At 70.0% G+C, this 16,860-nt stretch carries 14 protein-coding genes; 9 read left to right on the top strand and 5 right to left on the bottom strand.

Annotated features, from left to right (window positions below; all coding sequences use genetic code 11):
* Positions 1 to 11: 11 nt before the first annotated feature.
* The gene (locus WCE37_RS07470) at positions 12 to 680 is read right to left on the bottom strand and encodes a response regulator transcription factor (RefSeq protein ID WP_343255539.1); all 669 of its coding nucleotides are present in this window, start codon (positions 678 to 680) and stop codon (positions 12 to 14) included.
* Between the two features lie 7 nt (positions 681 to 687).
* A complete protein-coding gene (acs, locus tag WCE37_RS07465; protein ID WP_343278791.1) occupies positions 688 to 2,634 on the bottom strand; it encodes an acetate--CoA ligase in 1,947 nt (648 codons plus the stop codon).
* A 111-nt stretch (positions 2,635 to 2,745) separates the two neighbouring features.
* Here acs and WCE37_RS07460 point away from each other — a divergent pair, with 111 nt between their 5' ends.
* From WCE37_RS07460 to WCE37_RS07435, 6 genes are all read left to right on the top strand, one after another.
* The gene (locus tag WCE37_RS07460) at positions 2,746 to 4,563 is read left to right on the top strand and encodes a DUF294 nucleotidyltransferase-like domain-containing protein (protein ID WP_343278790.1); all 1,818 of its coding nucleotides are present in this window, start codon (positions 2,746 to 2,748) and stop codon (positions 4,561 to 4,563) included.
* 25 nt (positions 4,564 to 4,588) lie between these two features.
* On the top strand, positions 4,589 to 5,197 hold the full coding sequence (locus tag WCE37_RS07455; RefSeq protein WP_343278789.1) for an exonuclease domain-containing protein: 609 nt from the start codon (positions 4,589 to 4,591) through the stop codon (positions 5,195 to 5,197).
* Positions 5,198 to 5,307: 110 nt separating this feature from the next.
* On the top strand, positions 5,308 to 6,702 hold the full coding sequence (locus WCE37_RS07450) for a DcaP family trimeric outer membrane transporter (protein WP_343255543.1): 1,395 nt from the start codon (positions 5,308 to 5,310) through the stop codon (positions 6,700 to 6,702).
* 29 nt (positions 6,703 to 6,731) lie between these two features.
* Complete coding sequence (locus tag WCE37_RS07445) at positions 6,732 to 6,989, top strand: DUF4212 domain-containing protein (RefSeq protein WP_132985879.1); 258 nt, start codon at positions 6,732 to 6,734, stop codon at positions 6,987 to 6,989.
* A 10-nt stretch (positions 6,990 to 6,999) separates the two neighbouring features.
* Positions 7,000 to 8,778 carry a sodium:solute symporter family protein gene (locus WCE37_RS07440; RefSeq protein ID WP_343276397.1) on the top strand — a complete coding sequence of 593 codons (1,779 nt, stop codon included), beginning with the start codon at positions 7,000 to 7,002 and terminating at the stop codon, positions 8,776 to 8,778.
* Between the two features lie 137 nt (positions 8,779 to 8,915).
* On the top strand, positions 8,916 to 9,434 hold the full coding sequence (locus tag WCE37_RS07435) for a hypothetical protein (RefSeq protein ID WP_343278788.1): 519 nt from the start codon (positions 8,916 to 8,918) through the stop codon (positions 9,432 to 9,434).
* 21 nt (positions 9,435 to 9,455) lie between these two features.
* Here WCE37_RS07435 and WCE37_RS07430 read toward each other — a convergent pair whose 3' ends face one another.
* The 3 genes from WCE37_RS07430 to WCE37_RS07420 all read right to left on the bottom strand — a co-directional run bounded on the left by WCE37_RS07430 (position 9,456) and on the right by WCE37_RS07420 (position 12,412).
* Positions 9,456 to 10,712: a putative Na+/H+ antiporter gene (locus WCE37_RS07430; RefSeq protein WP_343278787.1), complete on the bottom strand. Its 1,257-nt coding sequence runs from the start codon at positions 10,710 to 10,712 to the stop codon at positions 9,456 to 9,458.
* A gap of 75 nt (positions 10,713 to 10,787) precedes the next feature.
* Positions 10,788 to 11,087: a hypothetical protein gene (locus WCE37_RS07425; protein ID WP_343279170.1), complete on the bottom strand. Its 300-nt coding sequence runs from the start codon at positions 11,085 to 11,087 to the stop codon at positions 10,788 to 10,790.
* Positions 11,088 to 11,203: 116 nt separating this feature from the next.
* On the bottom strand, positions 11,204 to 12,412 hold the full coding sequence (locus tag WCE37_RS07420; RefSeq protein ID WP_343276394.1) for a fatty acid desaturase: 1,209 nt from the start codon (positions 12,410 to 12,412) through the stop codon (positions 11,204 to 11,206).
* A gap of 154 nt (positions 12,413 to 12,566) precedes the next feature.
* Between WCE37_RS07420 and mutM the strand changes: the two genes are divergently transcribed.
* From mutM to WCE37_RS07405, 3 genes are read left to right on the top strand one after another with little or no spacing between them, the layout of a single operon-like run.
* A complete protein-coding gene (gene mutM, locus WCE37_RS07415; RefSeq protein WP_343278786.1) occupies positions 12,567 to 13,391 on the top strand; it encodes a bifunctional DNA-formamidopyrimidine glycosylase/DNA-(apurinic or apyrimidinic site) lyase in 825 nt (274 codons plus the stop codon).
* 37 nt (positions 13,392 to 13,428) lie between these two features.
* Entirely contained in the window at positions 13,429 to 13,992 is a 564-nt protein-coding gene (locus WCE37_RS07410; protein WP_343255549.1) for an ECF-type sigma factor, read from the top strand.
* Between the two features lie 30 nt (positions 13,993 to 14,022).
* Entirely contained in the window at positions 14,023 to 16,860 is a 2,838-nt protein-coding gene (locus tag WCE37_RS07405) for a protein kinase (protein ID WP_343278785.1), read from the top strand.

The raw sequence follows: 16,860 nt of genomic DNA, 5'->3' as shown, positions 1-16,860 counted from the left end.
CCGACGGCCCCTCAGTCGCCTTCGTCGGGCTGCGGCGCCATCACGCCGGGCTCCAGCGCCAGCCTGCCGGCGATCAGCACCGCCTGGGTGCGGTTGCTGGCGCCGAGCTTGCGCAGGATGGCGGTCATGTGCGCCTTGATGGTGGCCTCGGACACGCCCAGGTCATAGGCGATCTGCTTGTTGAGCAGGCCCATGCCCAGCATCTGCAGCACCCGGAACTGCTGCGGGGTGAGGTCGGCCACGCGCTGCGCGGCGTCGTGCTCTTCAGCGCCCGCGGCCGGGGCGACAAGCGCGGCCGGCGGCGCCCAGCGGTCGCCTTCGAGCACCTGCGCCAGCGCCTGGCCCAGCGTGGCCGAGTCCACCGACTTGGGGATGAAGCCCATGGCGCCGTGGTCCAGCGCGCGGCGCATCACGGCCGGCTCTTCACGCGCGGAGACCACGACCACCGGCAGCTCAGGATGCTGCGCGCGCAGGTGGACCAGGGCGCTGAAGCCGTGCGCACCCGGCATGTTGAGGTCGAGCAGCAGCAGGTCGGCGTCGGGCTCGGACTCAACCAGGGCGTAGAGCTTGTCGACGTTGTCGGCTTCGCGCAGGGTGGCCCCGGGCATCACGCGTGCGACGACCCCCCGCAGCGCTTCGCGGAACAGCGGGTGGTCGTCGGCGATCAGCAGGGTGGCCACGTGCGTGTCAGGCGCCCCGCCGGTTGCCAAGCAGCGCATCGACCACGGACGGGTCGGCGAGCGTGCTGGTGTCGCCGAGCTGGTCGGGCGCGTTCTCGGCGATCTTGCGCAGGATGCGGCGCATGATCTTTCCCGAGCGGGTCTTGGGCAGCGCCGGCGCCCACTGCAGGAAGTCGGGGGAGGCGATCGGGCCGATCTCCTTGCGCACGTGCGCCACCAGCTCCTTCAGCAGTTCGTCGCTTTCGACCTCGCCCGCGATCAGGGTCACGTAGGCGTAGATGCCCTGGCCCTTGATGTCGTGCGGGAAGCCGACCACGGCGGCCTCGGCCACCTTCGGGTGCAGCACCAGCGCGCTTTCCACTTCCGCGGTGCCGATGCGGTGGCCGGACACGTTGATGACGTCATCGACGCGACCGGTGATCCAGTAGTAGCCGTCGGCATCGCGGCGCACGCCGTCGCCGGTGAAGTACATGCCCGGGTAGGCGGCGAAATAGGTATCGAAGAAGCGCTGGTCATCGCCGTAGACGGTGCGCATCTGGCCCGGCCACGAGTCCATGATCACGAGGTTGCCCTCGCATTCGCCCTCCAGGATGTTGCCGGCGGCATCCACGATCGCAGGCTGCACGCCGAAGAACGGCCTGGTGGCCGAGCCCGGCTTGGTCGGCCAGGCGCCGGGCAGCGGCGAGATCAGGATGCCGCCGTTCTCGGTCTGCCACCAGGTGTCGACGATCGGGCAGCGGCTGTCGCCCACCGTCTCGTAGTACCAGCGCCAGGCCTCCGGGTTGATCGGCTCGCCGACGCTGCCCAGCAGGCGCAGCGACTTGCGCGAAGTGCGCTTCACCGGCTCGTCGCCCTCGCGCATCAGCGCGCGGATGGCGGTGGGCGCGGTGTAGAAGATGGTGACCTGGTGCTTGTCGATCACCTGCCAGAAGCGCGAGGCGTCCGGATAGCTCGGCACGCCCTCGAAAATCAGCGACGTGGCGCCGTTGGCCAGCGGCCCATAGACGATATAGCTGTGGCCGGTGACCCAGCCGACGTCGGCGGTGCACCAGTAGACGTCGTTTTCCTTGAGGTCGAACACGCACTCGTGGGTGTAGGACGCGAACAGCAGGTAGCCGCCGGTGGTGTGCAGCACGCCCTTGGGCTTGCCGGTGGAACCCGAGGTGTACAGGATGAACAGCGGGTCCTCGGCGTTCATGCGCTCGGGCTCGCAGGTGTCCGGCTGGCCGTCGACCACGGCGTCGTACCAGCGGTCGCGCGGCATCTGCATGTCGACCGCGCCGCCGGTGTGGCGGACCACGAGCACGGTCTCGACGGTGGTGGTGCCCGGCAGCTTGAGCGCGGCGTCGACGTTCGCCTTCAGCGGCACCTTCTTGCTGCCGCGCAGGCCTTCGTCGGCGGTGATGATGAGTTTGGCGCCGCTGTCGCCGACGCGATCGGCGATCGAGTTGGCGGAGAAGCCGCCGAAGACCACGTTGTGCACGGCGCCGATACGCGCGCAGGCAAGCATGGCGACGGCCGCCTCGACGATCATCGGCAGGTAGATGGTCACGCGGTCGCCCTTGGCGATGCCGAGGCTGCGCAGCGCGTTGGCCAGGCGGCAGACGCGGGCGTGCAGCTCGCGGTAGCTGACGCGCTTCGCCTCGTCGCCCGGGTTGTCGGGCTCGAAAATCAGCGCGGTCTTGTCGCCGCGGGTGGCGAGGTGGCGGTCGAGGCAGTTCACGCTGAGGTTGAGCTCGCCGTCGGCGAACCAGCGGATCCGGAAGTCCTCGCGGTCGAAGCTGACGTCGCGGATGCGGGTCGGCGGCTTCATCCACTCCAGGCGCTGGGCGATGCGGCCCCAGAACGCGTCGGGATCGCGGATGGACTCGGCGTAGTCGCGCTCGTAGTCGGCTGCGGTGACGTTGGCCTGCGCGGCGAAGTCCTCGGGGACGGGATAGATATCTTCGGACATGGCGGCTCACCCTCTGGAACGTGTACAGGTCAGTTTGCCGCATTGCCGGGTGGCGAGGTTTTTAGACCTTGGTCTATTCACGGGCCCGCGCGCGCGACGCACAATGCGGCCATGGATCCCGTGCCCGGCCTGGACCTCAGCCTGCCGCCCTTCGACCTGCTCGACGACGCCGGCCGCCGGCGCCTGCAGGCCGGCGTCGACATCGGCTTCCATCCCGGCGGCAGCACCCTGATCGAGGCCGGCAGGGACTCGCCGCACGTCTTCGTCATCCTCAAGGGCCTCGTGCACGCCTTCCAGGTGGACGATCGTGGCCGCGAGGAGCGCTTCGCCGACTACGGACCGGGCGACGTCATCGGCGCCTGGGCGGTCATGGCCGGGCGCGCGCGCCTCAGCTACCGCAGCGATGGCGACTGCCTGAGCCACCTGATCCCGGCCGCCACCTTCCGCCAGCTGCTGGCCGACAACCCGCGCGTGGCGGCGTACTTCAACGAGGGGCTGGCCACCAAGGGCCGGCTGTCCAGCGGCAGCGAGCGGGGCGAGGCCGCGGAATTGATGGTGATCCGGGTCGGCGAAGCCGACCTCGCGCCCCCGGAGCGCGTCGACGCGACGACCAGCATCGCCGACGCCAGCACGCGCCTGCGCGAGCGGCGCGTGGACTGCCTGCTGGTCTACGACCGGGCCCACGACGCGCCGGGCATCGTCACCCGCACCGACCTGCTGGATGCGCTGACCCGGCTGGGCCTGCCGCTGGACGCGCCGATCGGCCCCCTGGCCAGCCGCCCGCTGGCCACCATCGGCACCGGCGAAGTGCTGTTCCAGGCGCTGATCGACATGACCGAGCGCCAGATCGAACGCGTGGTGGTGACCGAAGGCAGCAAGGTCGCGGGTACCCTGGGCATGGCCGAGGTGCTGGCGCACTTCGCCAGCCATTCGCACCTGATCAGCCTGCGCCTGGCCCGCGCCCGCGACATCGACGCCATCGCCGAGGCCGCCTCCGGCATGCCACGGCTGGTGCGCAGCCTGAACGTCAACGGCACGCGCATCCCCTACATGATGGAGCTGGTCAGCGCGCTCAACACCCGCATCATGGGCCGCATCTTCGAGCTGGTCGTGCCGGCGGAGCTGCGCGACCGCGTCTGCCTGCTGGTCATGGGCAGCGAAGGCCGCCGCGAACAGCTGCTCAAGACCGACCAGGACAACGCGCTGGTGCTCGCCGACGACCTTGAATGGCCGGGGCTTGAAGATGCGATGGGCCGCTTCAGCGCCGCGCTGGCGAAGGTCGGCTACCCGCCGTGCCCGGGCCGGGTGATGGTCGACAACCCGCGCTGGCGCATGAGCGCGACGCAGTGGCGCCACCGCATCGGCCAGTGGAAGCGCGTGCATGGCGGCCAGGGTGCGCTGGACCTGTCGATCGCGCTCGACGCGCGGCCGGTGGCCGGCAACGCGGCGCTGTTCGCGCCGGTCAAGGACGCGCTGATGGCGCTGGGCGACGACGGCATCCTGCTCCACCACCTGGCAGCGGCCACGCTCGAGTTCGACACCCCGCTGACCTTCTTCGGCCGGGTCCGCGGCGGCGGCGTCGGCACCGACATCAAGAAGGGCGGCATCTTCCCGGTGGTCCACGGCCTGCGTTGCCTGGCACTGCGCCACGGGATCACCGCCACCAGCAGCCGCGACCGCTGCGCCGCACTGGTCGAGTGCGGCGAGCTGTCGCCCGGCCTGGGCCGCGACCTGCCGCAGGCGCTCAACGTGTTCCAGCACATGCGGCTGGACGCACAGTTCGCCGCGCTGGCCGACGGCAGCGCCCCCGACAACCACATCGACACCTCGCGGCTGCGCCGCCTCGACCGCGAGCTGATGCGCGACGCGCTGCACGTGGTCAAGGACTTCCGCAGCCACATCCGCCAAAGCTTCCACCTGCGGGACTAGGATGCGGTCCTTCCGGCGCTGGTGGTTGAAGCGGAAGACCGGCGACGGCGAGTGGGCCGGCCTGCTGCGGCCCGCGCCGCCGGGCGAATGGGTCAGCCTGGACCTGGAAACCACCGGCCTGGATCCGAAGCAGGACCATATCCTCAGCCTGGCCGCGGTGCCCGTGCGCGACGGCCGCGTGTTGACGTCCGAGCGCTTCGAACGCCGCATCCGCGCCGACCGCGCCTTCGGCATCGAGTCCATCCGCCACCACCACATCACCCCGGACGAAGCCGCTGAAGGCGTGGCGGTGACGGCCGCGGTGCGCGACTTCCTGCACTGGCTCGAGGGGCGCACCCTGCTTGGCTACCACCTGTCCTTCGACCTGGCGATGCTGTCACCGCACGTGCGCGCGCTCACCGGCTTCGGCCTGCCCAACCCGCGCGTCGACCTCGCGGATGCATTCGCTGCCCGCGAACGCCGCGCCCAGCCCAATGCACCGCCCAACCTCGACTTCCAGCACATCGCCGGCGCCCTCGGCGTCCCCTTGCTGGCCCGCCACAGCGCGCTGGGCGACGCGGTCACCGTCGGCCTGTGCTGGCTGGCGCTGCAGGGCGCGCGGCGGCCCGCCGCGGGACCCCCGGGTCGGCGGTAGCGCAGGCGCGTCGTCCCGGCGTATTCGACCAATGGCGAATAGGCGGGCACCGCCCACGCAGTCAGGCTCGGGACACCGCGCGCTGCGTGGGCATCCTGTGGGAGGGAGTGATGACGACGAAACGACGCAATTCACGGCGGTTGCTGGCAACCGCGGTCCTGGTCGCGCTTGCGGCCCCCGGCATGGCGTTCGCGCAGAGCGCGAAGGAACAGGAACTGGAGGCACGCGTCGCGCAGCTTGAGGCGCAGATCCAGACCCTGCTGCAGGGGCAGCAACAGCAGCAGGAAAGCATCACCCGGGCGCAGACCCGGCTGGACGAGGTCCAGGTCGCGCAGCCGGCCGCCAAGCCGCTGCAGTCCAAGCCGATCCTGGCCAATCCGGAGGCGGTGTTCACCTACGGCGGCTTCATCAAGTTCGACGCGATGGTCACCGACACCAGCGACGGCGCCATCGCCGAGGGGTCGGCGGGACGCCTGTTCTACGTGCCCGGCACGATCCCGGTGGCCGCCAACGGCGCCGAGCCCGACAGCGATCCCTATACCGACATGCACGCCGCGTTCTCGCGCTTCTGGTTCGCCGCCGACCACACGACCGAGGGCGGCGACAAGTTCCGCGCCTACATCGAAGCCGACATGTACGGCGGCGGCAGCGCCAACCTCGGCAACGAGGTCAATACCAACACCCACGGCATCACCCTGCGCCAGGCCTTCGTGACCTGGAACAGCTGGCTGGCCGGCCAGACCTGGTCGAACTTCCAGGACGTGGCGGCGCTGCCGGAAGCCGTGGATTTCGTCGGCGTCACCGAAGGCACCACCTTCGTCCGCCAGGCGCAGATCCGCTATACCAGCGGCCCGTTTTCGGTGGCCCTGGAAAACCCGCACACCACGGTCGGCAACATCGCGACCGCCGCACGCAACAACGCCGGCGGCAGTGATTCGATGCCCGACGTGACTGCGCGCTATGTGATGAAGGGCGATTGGGGCCACTTCAGCGCCGCGGGCCTGCTGCGCCAGCTGAAGTCGGGCGACGAAAGCGAGACCGGGGCCGCGGTCAGCCTGTCGGGCCGCTTCAACATCGGCGCAAACGACGACATCCGCTGGATGGCCAACTACGGCAGCGGCATCGGCCGCTACCTGGGCTTCGGCGTTGGCGCGGATTCTGTGCTCGACGCCAACGGCAACCTGCACGCCCAGGACGGAGCCGGCGGCTTCGTCGCCTGGCGGCACGCCTTCAACGGCAAGCTGCGCAGCAACCTGATGTATTCGGTGGCCGAGTTCGACAACGACCGCGGACTTGCCGGCTGGGGAAGCGTGATCGATGCGAACGGGATCGTGCAGAGCTTCGGCGCGACCGAGCGCTCGCAGTCCTTCCACGCCAACCTGATCTATTCGCCGTTCCCGAAGCTCGACATCGGCGCCGAGATCGGCTGGGGCCAGCGTGAGCTGGAGGACAACCGCAAGGGCGACCTCAAGCGCATCCAGACCACCGTCAAGTACACCTTCTGATCCACCTGCCTGAGGGGGCAAAGACAGCCATGTCCGAGAAATCACCACAGAACTACTGGAAGGCCAATCTCCGGATCATCTTCATCTGCATGGGCATCTGGGCCCTGGTTTCTTACGGGTTCGGCATCATCCTGCGCCCGCTGCTGGCAGGCATCCGCATCGGCGGCACGGACCTGGGCTTCTGGTTCGCCCAGCAGGGGTCGATCCTGACCTTCATCGCGCTCATCGTTTTCTACACCTGGTACATGAACCGGCTCGATCGCGAGTACGACGTGGACGAGCAATAAGGGGCCGGCCATGGATCAATTCACTCTCAACCTCATCTTCGTCGGCGGCTCGTTCCTGGTCTATATCGTGATCGCGATCTGGGCGCGCGCCGGTTCGACCTCGGAGTTCTATGCCGCGGGCCGCAGCGTCCACCCGGCCATGAACGGCATGGCGATCGCGGCGGACTGGATGTCGGCGGCCTCGTTCATTTCGATGGCGGGCCTGATCGCCTTCGTCGGCTATGGCAACTCCGCCTACCTCATGGGCTGGACCGGCGGCTACGTGCTGCTGGCCATGCTGCTGGCGCCCTACCTGCGCAAGTTCGGCCGCTTCACCGTGCCCGAGTTCATCGGCGACCGGTACTACAGCCGCACCGCGCGCCTGGTGGCGGTGGCGTCGCTGTTGATGATCTCGATCACCTACGTGATCGGGCAGATGACCGGCGCCGGCGTGGCGTTCTCGCGCTTCCTCGAGGTCGATACCAATACCGGCCTGCTGATCGCCTCGACGGTAGTGTTCGTGTACGCGGTACTGGGCGGCATGAAGGGCATCACCTACACCCAGGTGGCGCAGTACATCGTGCTGATCATCGCCTACACCATCCCGGCGGTGTTCATCTCGCTGCAGCTGACCGGCAACCCGATCCCGCAGCTGGGCCTGTTCTCCACCCATGTCGACAGCGGCATGCCGCTGCTGGCGCGCCTCGACCAGATCCTGGTGGACCTGGGCTTCAACGACTACACCGGGCTGCATGATTCCACGCTCAACATGACGCTGTTCACGCTGTCGCTGATGGTCGGTACCGCCGGCCTGCCGCACGTGATCGTCCGCTTCTTCACCGTGCCCAAGGTGTCCGACGCCCGCAGGTCGGCGGGCTGGGCGCTGGTGTTCATCGCACTGCTCTACACCGTGGCCCCGGCCGTTGGCGCGATGGCGCGACTGAACATCCTCACCACGATCTATCCCGAGGGCACCCGCGCCGCCGAATCGCTGACGTACGAGGCGCGCCCGGACTGGATGCACAACTGGGAGCAGACCGGCCTGCTGGCGTTCGAGGACAAGAACGGCGACGGCATGATCCAGTCCTACAACGAGGCCAGCACCGAGTTCGCGGCCATCGCGGCCGAGCGCGGCTGGCAGGGCAACGAGATGATCACCTTCAACCAAGACATCCTGGTGCTGGCGAACCCGGAGATCGCGCGCCTGCCCGGCTGGGTGATCGCCCTGATCGCGGCCGGTGGCCTGGCGGCGGCGCTGTCGACGGCGGCGGGCCTGCTGCTGGCGATCTCCTCGGCGGTGAGCCATGACCTGATCAAGCGGACGTTCAAACCGGACATCAGTGAGAAGGGGGAGCTGCTGGCCGCGCGCGTGTCGATGGCGGCAGCGATCGTCCTCGCCACCTGGCTGGGCATGAATCCACCCGGGTTCGCGGCGCAGACGGTGGCGTTCGCCTTCGGACTGGCGGCAAGCTCGCTGTTCCCGGCGATCATGATGGGCATCTTCTCCACGAAGATGAACTCCACCGGCGCGATCGTCGGCATGCTGACCGGCCTGATCGCCACCAGCGTGTACCTGTTCACCTACAAGGGCTGGTTCTTCATCCCGGGCACGAACATGCTGGCCGACACTCCGGAGAACTGGCTGTTCGGCATCTCGCCGCTGGGCTTCGGCGCGATCGGCGCGCTCCTCAACTTCATCGCCGCTTACATCACGATGAAGCTGACCAAGCCGGTGCCGGAGCACATCCAGCACCTGGTCGAGGACATCCGCGTCCCGCGCGGCGCGGCTGCGGCCACCGGCCACCACTGATCCACGCAAGGTGCTGAAACGGCGGCCCGCTCCCGGCGACGGGGGCGGGCCGCACTGCTTGCGGGACGCGCGATCCTGCGCTGTCGGCCGCGACTACAATCTCCCTTCATCTACCCGCCACCGCATCGGGAGCATCCATGCTGCTGGAGTTCATCGCCATCATCGCCGCCGGCTTCGGCCTGGCCGGCATCGCGCTCTCGATCAACTTCGCCCTGCGCCGGCGCCTGCCGCAGTGGATCGTGCCGGCCGCGGCCGGTGCCGGGATGCTGCTGATGGCGATCTGGTTCGAGTATTCCTGGCTCGACCGCACCACCGGCACCTTCCCGGACGGGGTCGAGATCGCCTCCAGCAACGAGGTCCGCTCCTGGTACCGGCCGTGGACCTACGTCGTCCCGCTCAGCACCCGGCTGATCGCCGTGGACCACCGCTTCGACCGCCGCCATGCCGATATGCCGGGCCAGGTGCTCACCCGCATCATCCTCGCCGGCCGCTGGGAGCCGACGCGGCAGTACGGCGCGGTGTTCGATTGCAGCGCGCAGCGCCGTGCCGACCTGCTCGACCAGGTCGAACTGGAGCACGGCGGGCAGCTGAAGAACGCGAACTGGGTGCAGCTGCCCGCGGATGATCCGGTGCTGCGCAAGGCCTGCGGCGACTGAGCCCGGGCGCGCGACGCCGGCTCAGAGCCAGCGCAGTGCCGCCATCGCCACCACGGTCGGTGGCAGGGCCGCGAGCAACAGGCCCAGCGGATGCACGGACTGGTTGTGGAAGTGCCGGCGCACGATCGACATGCCGGCCGGGTTGGGCGCGTTCGCGATCACCGTCAGGCCGCCGCCGGCCACCGCGCCGGCCACCAGCATGTACTTGAACTGGTCGCTGAGACCCTCGACCAGCGAACCGAGATAGGTCAGCGCGGCGTTGTCGGTGATCGCGGTCAGGCCCGCCGCGCCGAAGAACACGGCATTACTGCTCATGTTCATCAGCAGCGGCTCCAGCCACCACTGCTGCATGCCGCCAAGGACCACCAGGCCCGCGAGGAAGAAGGCCACCAGCAGGCCCTCGCGCAGGATCAGGCGGTCCTGGTACTGGCGATAGGCGTTGGCGACGCCGAGGAACAGCAGGAAGATCGCCATGAACACCGCCGGGTGGTGCGCGAACACCACCAGTCCGACCAGGAACAGCAGGTGCACGATGACCAGCGGGATCGACATCGGCGCGCTGGTGCCCGCCTCGACCGACGGCAGCCTGCCCAGCTCCTTGCGGAACACGAAGACCACGGCGGCGGCGTTGAACATGACCGCGAGCGCGGCCTTCCAGCCGAAGTTCGCCATCATGAAGGCGATGTCCCAGTTCCACTTGCCCGCGACCATCAGCACCGGCGGCGCGGCGAACGGCGTCAGCACGCCGCCGATCGAGATGTTGACGAACAGGGTGCCGAGCAGCGCGTACTTGACCCTGTTCGACACGTTCACCGCGTAGACGCGCCGCGCCAGCATCATCGCCGCCAGCGTCATCGCCGCCGGCTCGGTGATGAACGAACCCAGCAACGGTACCAGGGCCAGCACGCTGAAGCAGAATTCCAGGCCGTTGCGCCAGGGCAGCAGCCGCGCCAGGCCGTCCACCAGGTGGGTGGCCGCCCAGAGGATCGGCCTCGTGCCGGCGATCACCATGATCGCGAACACGAACATCGGCTCGGTGTAGTTGCGCGAGTCGACGTAGGCGGTGGCGTCGGGTACGCCCTCGAGCAGGGCGAACGCCACCACCAGCAGCATCGCCCAGAAGCCGAACACCACTTCCACTTCGCCAAGCAGGTGCCAGGTGCCGGCATGCGCCGGCTGCCGCTGCGCCAGGCGCAGGAAGAACGTGGTGCTGAAGGTATGCACGATCGCCAGCGCGAACAGCACGGTGGCGACGATTTCGATCGTCGCAGGACTCATGCGCGCATCGCAAGGTATCCCCACATGCGGCGGATACTAACAAGCCCTCCGCCTGCCGGCAGGCGCAAGACCGGCTCAGCGCTGCGGCGGCGCGGCCAGCTCTCTTGCGTCGAGGAAGCCGTCGCCGTCCGCATCCTGCTTCGCGAACCGCGCCGCCAGCCGGGTGCGGTGCTGTTGCAGCGTGATCGGCCCGCCCTTGCCGCCGGGCAGTTCGGCGGGGGCGAGCACGTCGTTGCCGTCGCGGTCCATTTCCCGGAACGCGTAGCCCATCCAGTCGAGGTACTCGGCCAGCGACACCCGGCCATCACCGTCAGCGTCCATGCGTTCGAGGTAGTCGCGGGTTGCGGTGACCTGCGCCGGTGCGGCCATGGACATCGCGGCAAGCAGTGCGCCAAGCACCAGCGCCGGACCGGACGCGCGACGGCCCGGCTGTCTCCAGCCGGGCCGTCGCGTATCCAGGCCGATCACGGCGGGCACGAAGGCGCCCTGCCTCAGGCGCGCGCGGGCTGCAGCGAGTAGCCCTTCAGCCGCGCGGCATAGTCCTGCAGCGCGCGGATACCACTGGCCTCGGCCTCGTGGCACCAGGCCTGCAGGTGGGCCAGCGACTCGGCGGCGTTCTGGCTGCGCGCTTCAAGCACGGCCGCCAGACGGGCGCGGTAGTCGACCAGGGTGCGGATGCGCGGGCGCTGTTCAACCCAGTCATTGAGCTCCGCGCGGGCCTCGGGCTGCAGCCAGCGGCCGTCGTCCACCAGCCCGCGGCGCAGCTTGCGCGGCAGCAGCGCGCGCAGCTTCGCCCCGGCCGCGGCGGCTTCCTCGCGCAGCGCGGGCTTGAGCACGCGCCGCTGGTAGTCGGTCATGGCCTGGAAGCGCAGCGCCAGCAGCGCCTTGAGGGTGTCGGAATCGGGCACGTTGATGTTCGGGCGCACGTCGAGCGAAGGCGCCACGCGCAGCACCTTGGCCAGGCCCAGCGCCTGCAGGCCCTTGATCACGGCCCAGCCGATGTCGAACTCCCAGCGGCGCAGGGCGAACTTGGCCGAGCTCGGGAAGGCATGGTGGTTGTTGTGCAGCTCCTCACCGCCGATCCATACCGCCCAGGGGCTGAGGTTGGTGGCCGTATCGGTGGTCTCGAAGTTGCGGTAGCCCCACCAGTGGCCGAGGCCGTTGACCACGCCGGCGGCCCAGAACGGGATCCACAGCATCTGGATCGCCCAGATCGCGACGCCGGCGGCACCGAACAGGGTGGCGTTGACGGCCAGCATCAACACCGGGCCCATGGTGGCGTGCGGGGTGTAGAGCTTGCGCTCGATCCAGTCGTCCGGCGTGCCGCGGCCGTACTGCTCCATGTCGGCGCGATGCGTCCGCGCCTCGCGGTAGAGCTCGGCGCCCTTCCAGAACACTTCCTTGATGCCCTTGTGCATGGGGCTGTGCGGGTCTTCCTCGGTCTCGCAGCGCGCATGGTGCTTGCGATGGATGGCCACCCATTCCTTGGTGATCATCGAGGTGGTCAGCCAGCCCCAGAACCTGAAGAAATGCGCCAGCACCGGATGGAAGTCGACGCCGCGGTGGGTCTGGCTGCGATGCAGGTACAGCGTGACCGTGAAGATGGTCAGCTGGGTGACGACGAGGAAGAACGCGAAGAGGCCCCAGAAACCGGACTGGACGAGGCCACCGGCAAGGAAGTCGAGCAGGGAAGCAGGCATGGCGTGGGAGTATTCGGGAGGAGGAGTTCGCCTCCAATCATGGGAGCTGCGCGGGTCGATTGCCACCCTGCGATGGCGTATGGCCCATCTCCGCTTCACGTTCGCCAGCGGGGTCCGTCTTGCGCGGGAACCCGGGCGCCCCCACGCTGCCGCCATGCCCGAACTGCCCGAAGTCGAGACCACCCGCCGCGGCCTGGCGCCGCACCTGGAGGGCGCGCGCGTGCAGCGCGTGCTGCTGCGCCGACCCGACCTGCGCTGGCCGATTCCACCCGAGGTCGGCGAGCGGCTCCCCGGCCAGCGCATCGACGCCGTGCGCCGGCGCGCCAAGTACCTGCTGCTCGACACCGCCGCCGGCAGCGCCCTGCTTCACCTCGGGATGTCGGGCAGCCTGCGGGTGCTGCCTGCCGACACGCCGGCCGCGCTGCACGACCACGTCGACATCGCCCTGGCCGACCCCCAGGGCGCCGCCCGCGTGCTGCGCCTCACCGATCCGCGCCGCTTCGGCTGCCTGCTCTGGCAGCCGCCCGGGGAAGTGCACCCGCTGCTTGCCGCGCTCGGACCCGAGCCGCTGGGCGAGGGCTTCGATGGCGACTACCTGTTCGCCCGCAGCCGCGGCCGCCGGGCGCCGGTGAAGGCATTCCTGATGGACCAGCGCGTGGTGGTGGGCGTGGGCAACATCTATGTCGCCGAGGCGCTGTTCGCCGCCGGGGTGTCGCCGCTGCGCGCGGCCGGCCGCATATCGCGGGAGCGCTATGCCGGCATCGCCACTGAAATCCGCGCGGTGCTGTCGCGCGCCATTGTCCGTGGCGGCACCACCCTGCGCGATTTCATCTCGCCCGACGGCGCCCCCGGCTACTTCGAGCAGGAGCTGTCGGTCTACGGCCGCGGAGGCCAACCCTGCCCACGCTGCGGTCTCCGGCTGAGGCAGGCGATGCTGGCGCAGCGCGCCACGGTCTGGTGCGGAACCTGCCAGCGCTGAGCGCAGGCGCTATGATCGGGTGTCCCGGGGAGGTGCCATGGTCGACTCTGCAGACATCACGCTGTTGCTCGATGCCGCCCGCGGCGGCGACCGCGCTGCCCTCGACAACGTGCTGGCCACGCTCTACCAGGAGCTGCACAGCATGGCGCGGCGCCAGCTGGCCGGGCAGTACGGGCAGACGCTCGACGCCACCGCTCTGGTGCACGAGGCCTATCTCAAGCTGATCGGGCGCCGCGAGGCGCAGTTCGACGACCGCGCGCATTTCTTCGCCTACGCCGCCTCGGCGATGCGCAGCGTGGTGGTCGACTACGCCCGCCAGCGCATGGCGCAGAAGCGCGGCGGCGACCTGCACCGGGTCACCGATCTTCCGGAAGACCTCGAAGGCGGCCTGCGCCTGGACGAGGACATGCTCGCCCTGGACACCGCGCTCACCCGCCTGGCCGCGGTCGACCAGCGGCTCGCCCACGTGGTCGAACTGCGCTACTTCGCCGGGCTCTCGGAAGTCGAGATCGCCGAGCTGCTGGAGCGCTCCGAGCGCAGCATCCGCCGCGACTGGCAGAAGGCGAGGCTGTACCTGCTGGCTTCGCTGAAAGCCGACTGACGGGGCGCCCGGCGGGCACGCGCGCGGCTGATGGATCCCGACCGCTGGCAACGCCTGTCCCCGCTGCTCGACGCCCTGCTCGAGCTCGAGCCCGGGGCGCGCGCGCAGAGCCTGGCTTCGCTTCGCGAGGATGATCCGGCGCTGGCGGACGACCTGGAAGGCCTGCTGGCACTTGAAGAGGGCCAGGACGATTTCCTGTCCGAACCCGTGGTTTCGCAGCTGCCGCTGGCGCGTACCGGCGCGGTCATCGGCCCCTATCGGCTGGAGCGCATGCTCGGCGAAGGCGGCATGGGCCAGGTCTGGCTGGCCAGCCGCGCCGACGGCCTCTACCAGCGGCGGGTGGCGCTGAAGCTGCTGCGGCCGGGGCTGGCCGACCCGAACCTGCGCCTGCGCTTCACCCGCGAGCGGCAGATCCTGGCCCGCCTGGGACACGCGCACATCGCGCGCCTGCTGGACGCCGGCATCAGCGCCGACCAGCAGCCCTATCTTGCGCTGGACTACGTCGACGGCGAGCCGATCACCGACTGGTGCCGCCTGCGCGCGCCGACCGTGGAGGCCCGCCTGCGCCTGTTCCTGCAGGTCTGCGAGGCGGTCAGCCATGCGCACGCCAACCTGATCGTCCACCGCGACCTGAAGCCCTCGAACATCCTGGTGACGCCGCTCGACGAGGTGCGCCTGCTCGACTTCGGCATCGCCAAGCTGCTCGACACCCCCGACGTCGGGGCCGAGGGCACGCGCACCGGTGTGCGCGCCTTCACCCTGCACTACGCGGCCCCGGAGCAGATACGCGGCGAGCCGGTCACCACCATGACCGACGTCTACTCGATGGGCGTGGTGCTGTACGAAATGCTGTCGGGCTGCAAGCCCTACCGGCTCAAGCGCAAGAGCGACGCGGAATGGGAGGAGGCGATCCTCAGCGCCGATCCGCCGCGGCCTTCGCTCGCGCTGCAGCAGGGTGCCGGCGGCGAATCCGCCACACCGCAGTCCCGTGCGCAGGCGCGCCGCGACGCCCGCCGCATCGCCGGCGACCTCGACAACATCGTGCTGAAGGCGCTGTCCAAGCAGCCCGAGCACCGCTATCCCTCGGTCGAGGCCCTTGCCCAGGACATCCGCCGCCACCTCGACGGCAAGCCGGTGCGCGCACGCCCGCAGAGCGTGGCTTACCGGGCGCGCAAATACCTCGGCCGCCACCGCTGGGCGCTGGTGACCGGGGCTGCGACCGCGGCGGTGCTGGTGGCGGCGCTGGCGATGGTGGCCTGGCAGGCACAGCAGGCGGTGCAGCAGGCCGCGCGCGCGCGCGCGCTGCAGAGCTTCATGGTCGGGCTGTTCGAGAACGCCGGCAGCACCCGCGGCGGCGCCCATATCGACGTGCAGCGACTGCTGGAAGACGGCGTGCGCCGCGGCGAGCTCGAACTCGCACAGCAGCCGCTGGCCCTGGCCGAACTGCTGGGCGTGATCGCCCGGCTGCGCTCGGGCCTGGGCGACTACACCCAGGCCCTCGAACTCCAGCAGCGCCAGGCGGCGATCATCGCCGGCATCGAACACCCGCCGCCCGGCCTGACCCTGCAGGCCGCCACCGACATGGGCCGCATCCGCCGCCTGCTTGGCGACCCGGGGGCCTGCCGCTCGGTGATGCAGCCGCTGCAGGCCCTCGCCCTGCGCGAACAGGAACGACTGCCGCAGCTGGCCGCCGACTTCCATGCCCAGAAGGCACGCTGCCAGCGCGACAGCGGCGACCTGGTCGCGGCGCGCGCCGGCTTCCAGCGCGCACTCGCGATCCGCCGGGGTGATCCGCTGCAGGATGCCGGCGTGGTCGAGAGTCTCCACGAGCTCGCGATCCTGCGCGCGGCCGCGGGCGACAGTGCGCTGGCCCTGCGCGAACAGCGCGCTGCGCTGGGCCTGCTGCACGACCGCCTCGGCACCCGGCATCCCCTCGCGATCGGCATCCTGCGTTCGACCTGCTCCCTGCAGCGCGAGCTGGGCGATCTGCATGCGGCCGAAGCCGACTGCCGCGAGGCCCTGAAACTTGCGCTGGATATCCGGGGGCCGCAGCACCGCGAGACCGTCGATGCACGCCGCCAGCTGGCCGCGCTGCTGGTCGACAAGGGCCGCCTGGGAGAGGCCGAGGCGATCTTCCTCGATGCGCACGCCTGGCTGGTCTCCCGACTGGGCCCGGGGCATGGCGACGTGGCCCGCAACCAGAACAGCTTGGCGATCGTGGCCTGGGAGCGCGGCGATTTCGACCAGGCGCTCGCCGGCCTGGAGCGGGCGAATGCGACCTGGCGTCAGCTCGGCAACGACGCGATGCTGGCCAGCGGCCTGTTCAACCAGGCGCTGGTACTGCACGAAACCGGCGACCAGGCGCGCGCGGCCGAACTGCTGGAAGAGTCGCTGCGCCTGCGTCGCGAACGCTTCGGCAGCGACCACGGCCTGGTGGGCACCACCCTGCAGCTGGCCGGCGAAGTCGACGCCGCGCGGGGCCTGACGCGCGATGGGCTCGCGGCGCTGCGCCGCGCCGTGGCCCTGACCAGCGCGGCCTACGGCGCTGCTCGCCCCGTGGCCCGGCGCGCCGAGCTGGCCTTGGCGCAGCTGGAAGCCGAGCTGGGCACCGAGGGCGCCCTGGCCCGGCTCGACCATCTCGCCACCCTGCCGGAGAGCGATACCGAGCTGCGCAAGATCGCCTGGCGCGCGCGGGCCACGGCGGCGGCACTGCGCTGCCACGGGCCGCGTCGCGAGGAGTCGCTGGCGGTATTCACCGCACTCGAACAGATGGTGGCGATGGCGCGCCCGGAAGGCGGCGCCGTGACGCGGGAGCTGCTTTACTGGCGGCAGCGGTGCGACACGCCACCGTCTCTCCCGCCGGCCTGA

It is taken from the genome of Luteimonas sp. MJ250 (genome assembly GCF_039548455.1).
Lineage (GTDB): Bacteria > Pseudomonadota > Gammaproteobacteria > Xanthomonadales > Xanthomonadaceae > Luteimonas.
Note: the sequence above shows the minus strand (reverse complement) of the source record. Positions and strands in the feature narration are given on the sequence as shown.

Excerpts from the sequence above, each read along its gene's own strand:
- WCE37_RS07405 (WP_343278785.1), top strand. The coding sequence starts at position 14,023 with ATGGATCCCGACCGCTGGCAACGCCTGTCCCCGCTGCTCGACGCCCTG.
- WCE37_RS07425 (WP_343279170.1), bottom strand. The coding sequence starts at position 11,087 with ATGTCCATGGCCGCACCGGCGCAGGTCACCGCAACCCGCGACTACCTC.
- WCE37_RS07410 (WP_343255549.1), top strand. The coding sequence starts at position 13,429 with ATGGTCGACTCTGCAGACATCACGCTGTTGCTCGATGCCGCCCGCGGC.
- mutM (WP_343278786.1), top strand. The coding sequence starts at position 12,567 with ATGCCCGAACTGCCCGAAGTCGAGACCACCCGCCGCGGCCTGGCGCCG.
- WCE37_RS07430 (WP_343278787.1), bottom strand. The coding sequence starts at position 10,712 with ATGAGTCCTGCGACGATCGAAATCGTCGCCACCGTGCTGTTCGCGCTG.
- acs (WP_343278791.1), bottom strand. The coding sequence starts at position 2,634 with ATGTCCGAAGATATCTATCCCGTCCCCGAGGACTTCGCCGCGCAGGCC.
- WCE37_RS07450 (WP_343255543.1), top strand. The coding sequence starts at position 5,308 with ATGACGACGAAACGACGCAATTCACGGCGGTTGCTGGCAACCGCGGTC.
- WCE37_RS07420 (WP_343276394.1), bottom strand. The coding sequence starts at position 12,412 with ATGCCTGCTTCCCTGCTCGACTTCCTTGCCGGTGGCCTCGTCCAGTCC.
- WCE37_RS07460 (WP_343278790.1), top strand. The coding sequence starts at position 2,746 with ATGGATCCCGTGCCCGGCCTGGACCTCAGCCTGCCGCCCTTCGACCTG.
- WCE37_RS07435 (WP_343278788.1), top strand. The coding sequence starts at position 8,916 with ATGCTGCTGGAGTTCATCGCCATCATCGCCGCCGGCTTCGGCCTGGCC.
- WCE37_RS07445 (WP_132985879.1), top strand. The coding sequence starts at position 6,732 with ATGTCCGAGAAATCACCACAGAACTACTGGAAGGCCAATCTCCGGATC.
- WCE37_RS07440 (WP_343276397.1), top strand. The coding sequence starts at position 7,000 with ATGGATCAATTCACTCTCAACCTCATCTTCGTCGGCGGCTCGTTCCTG.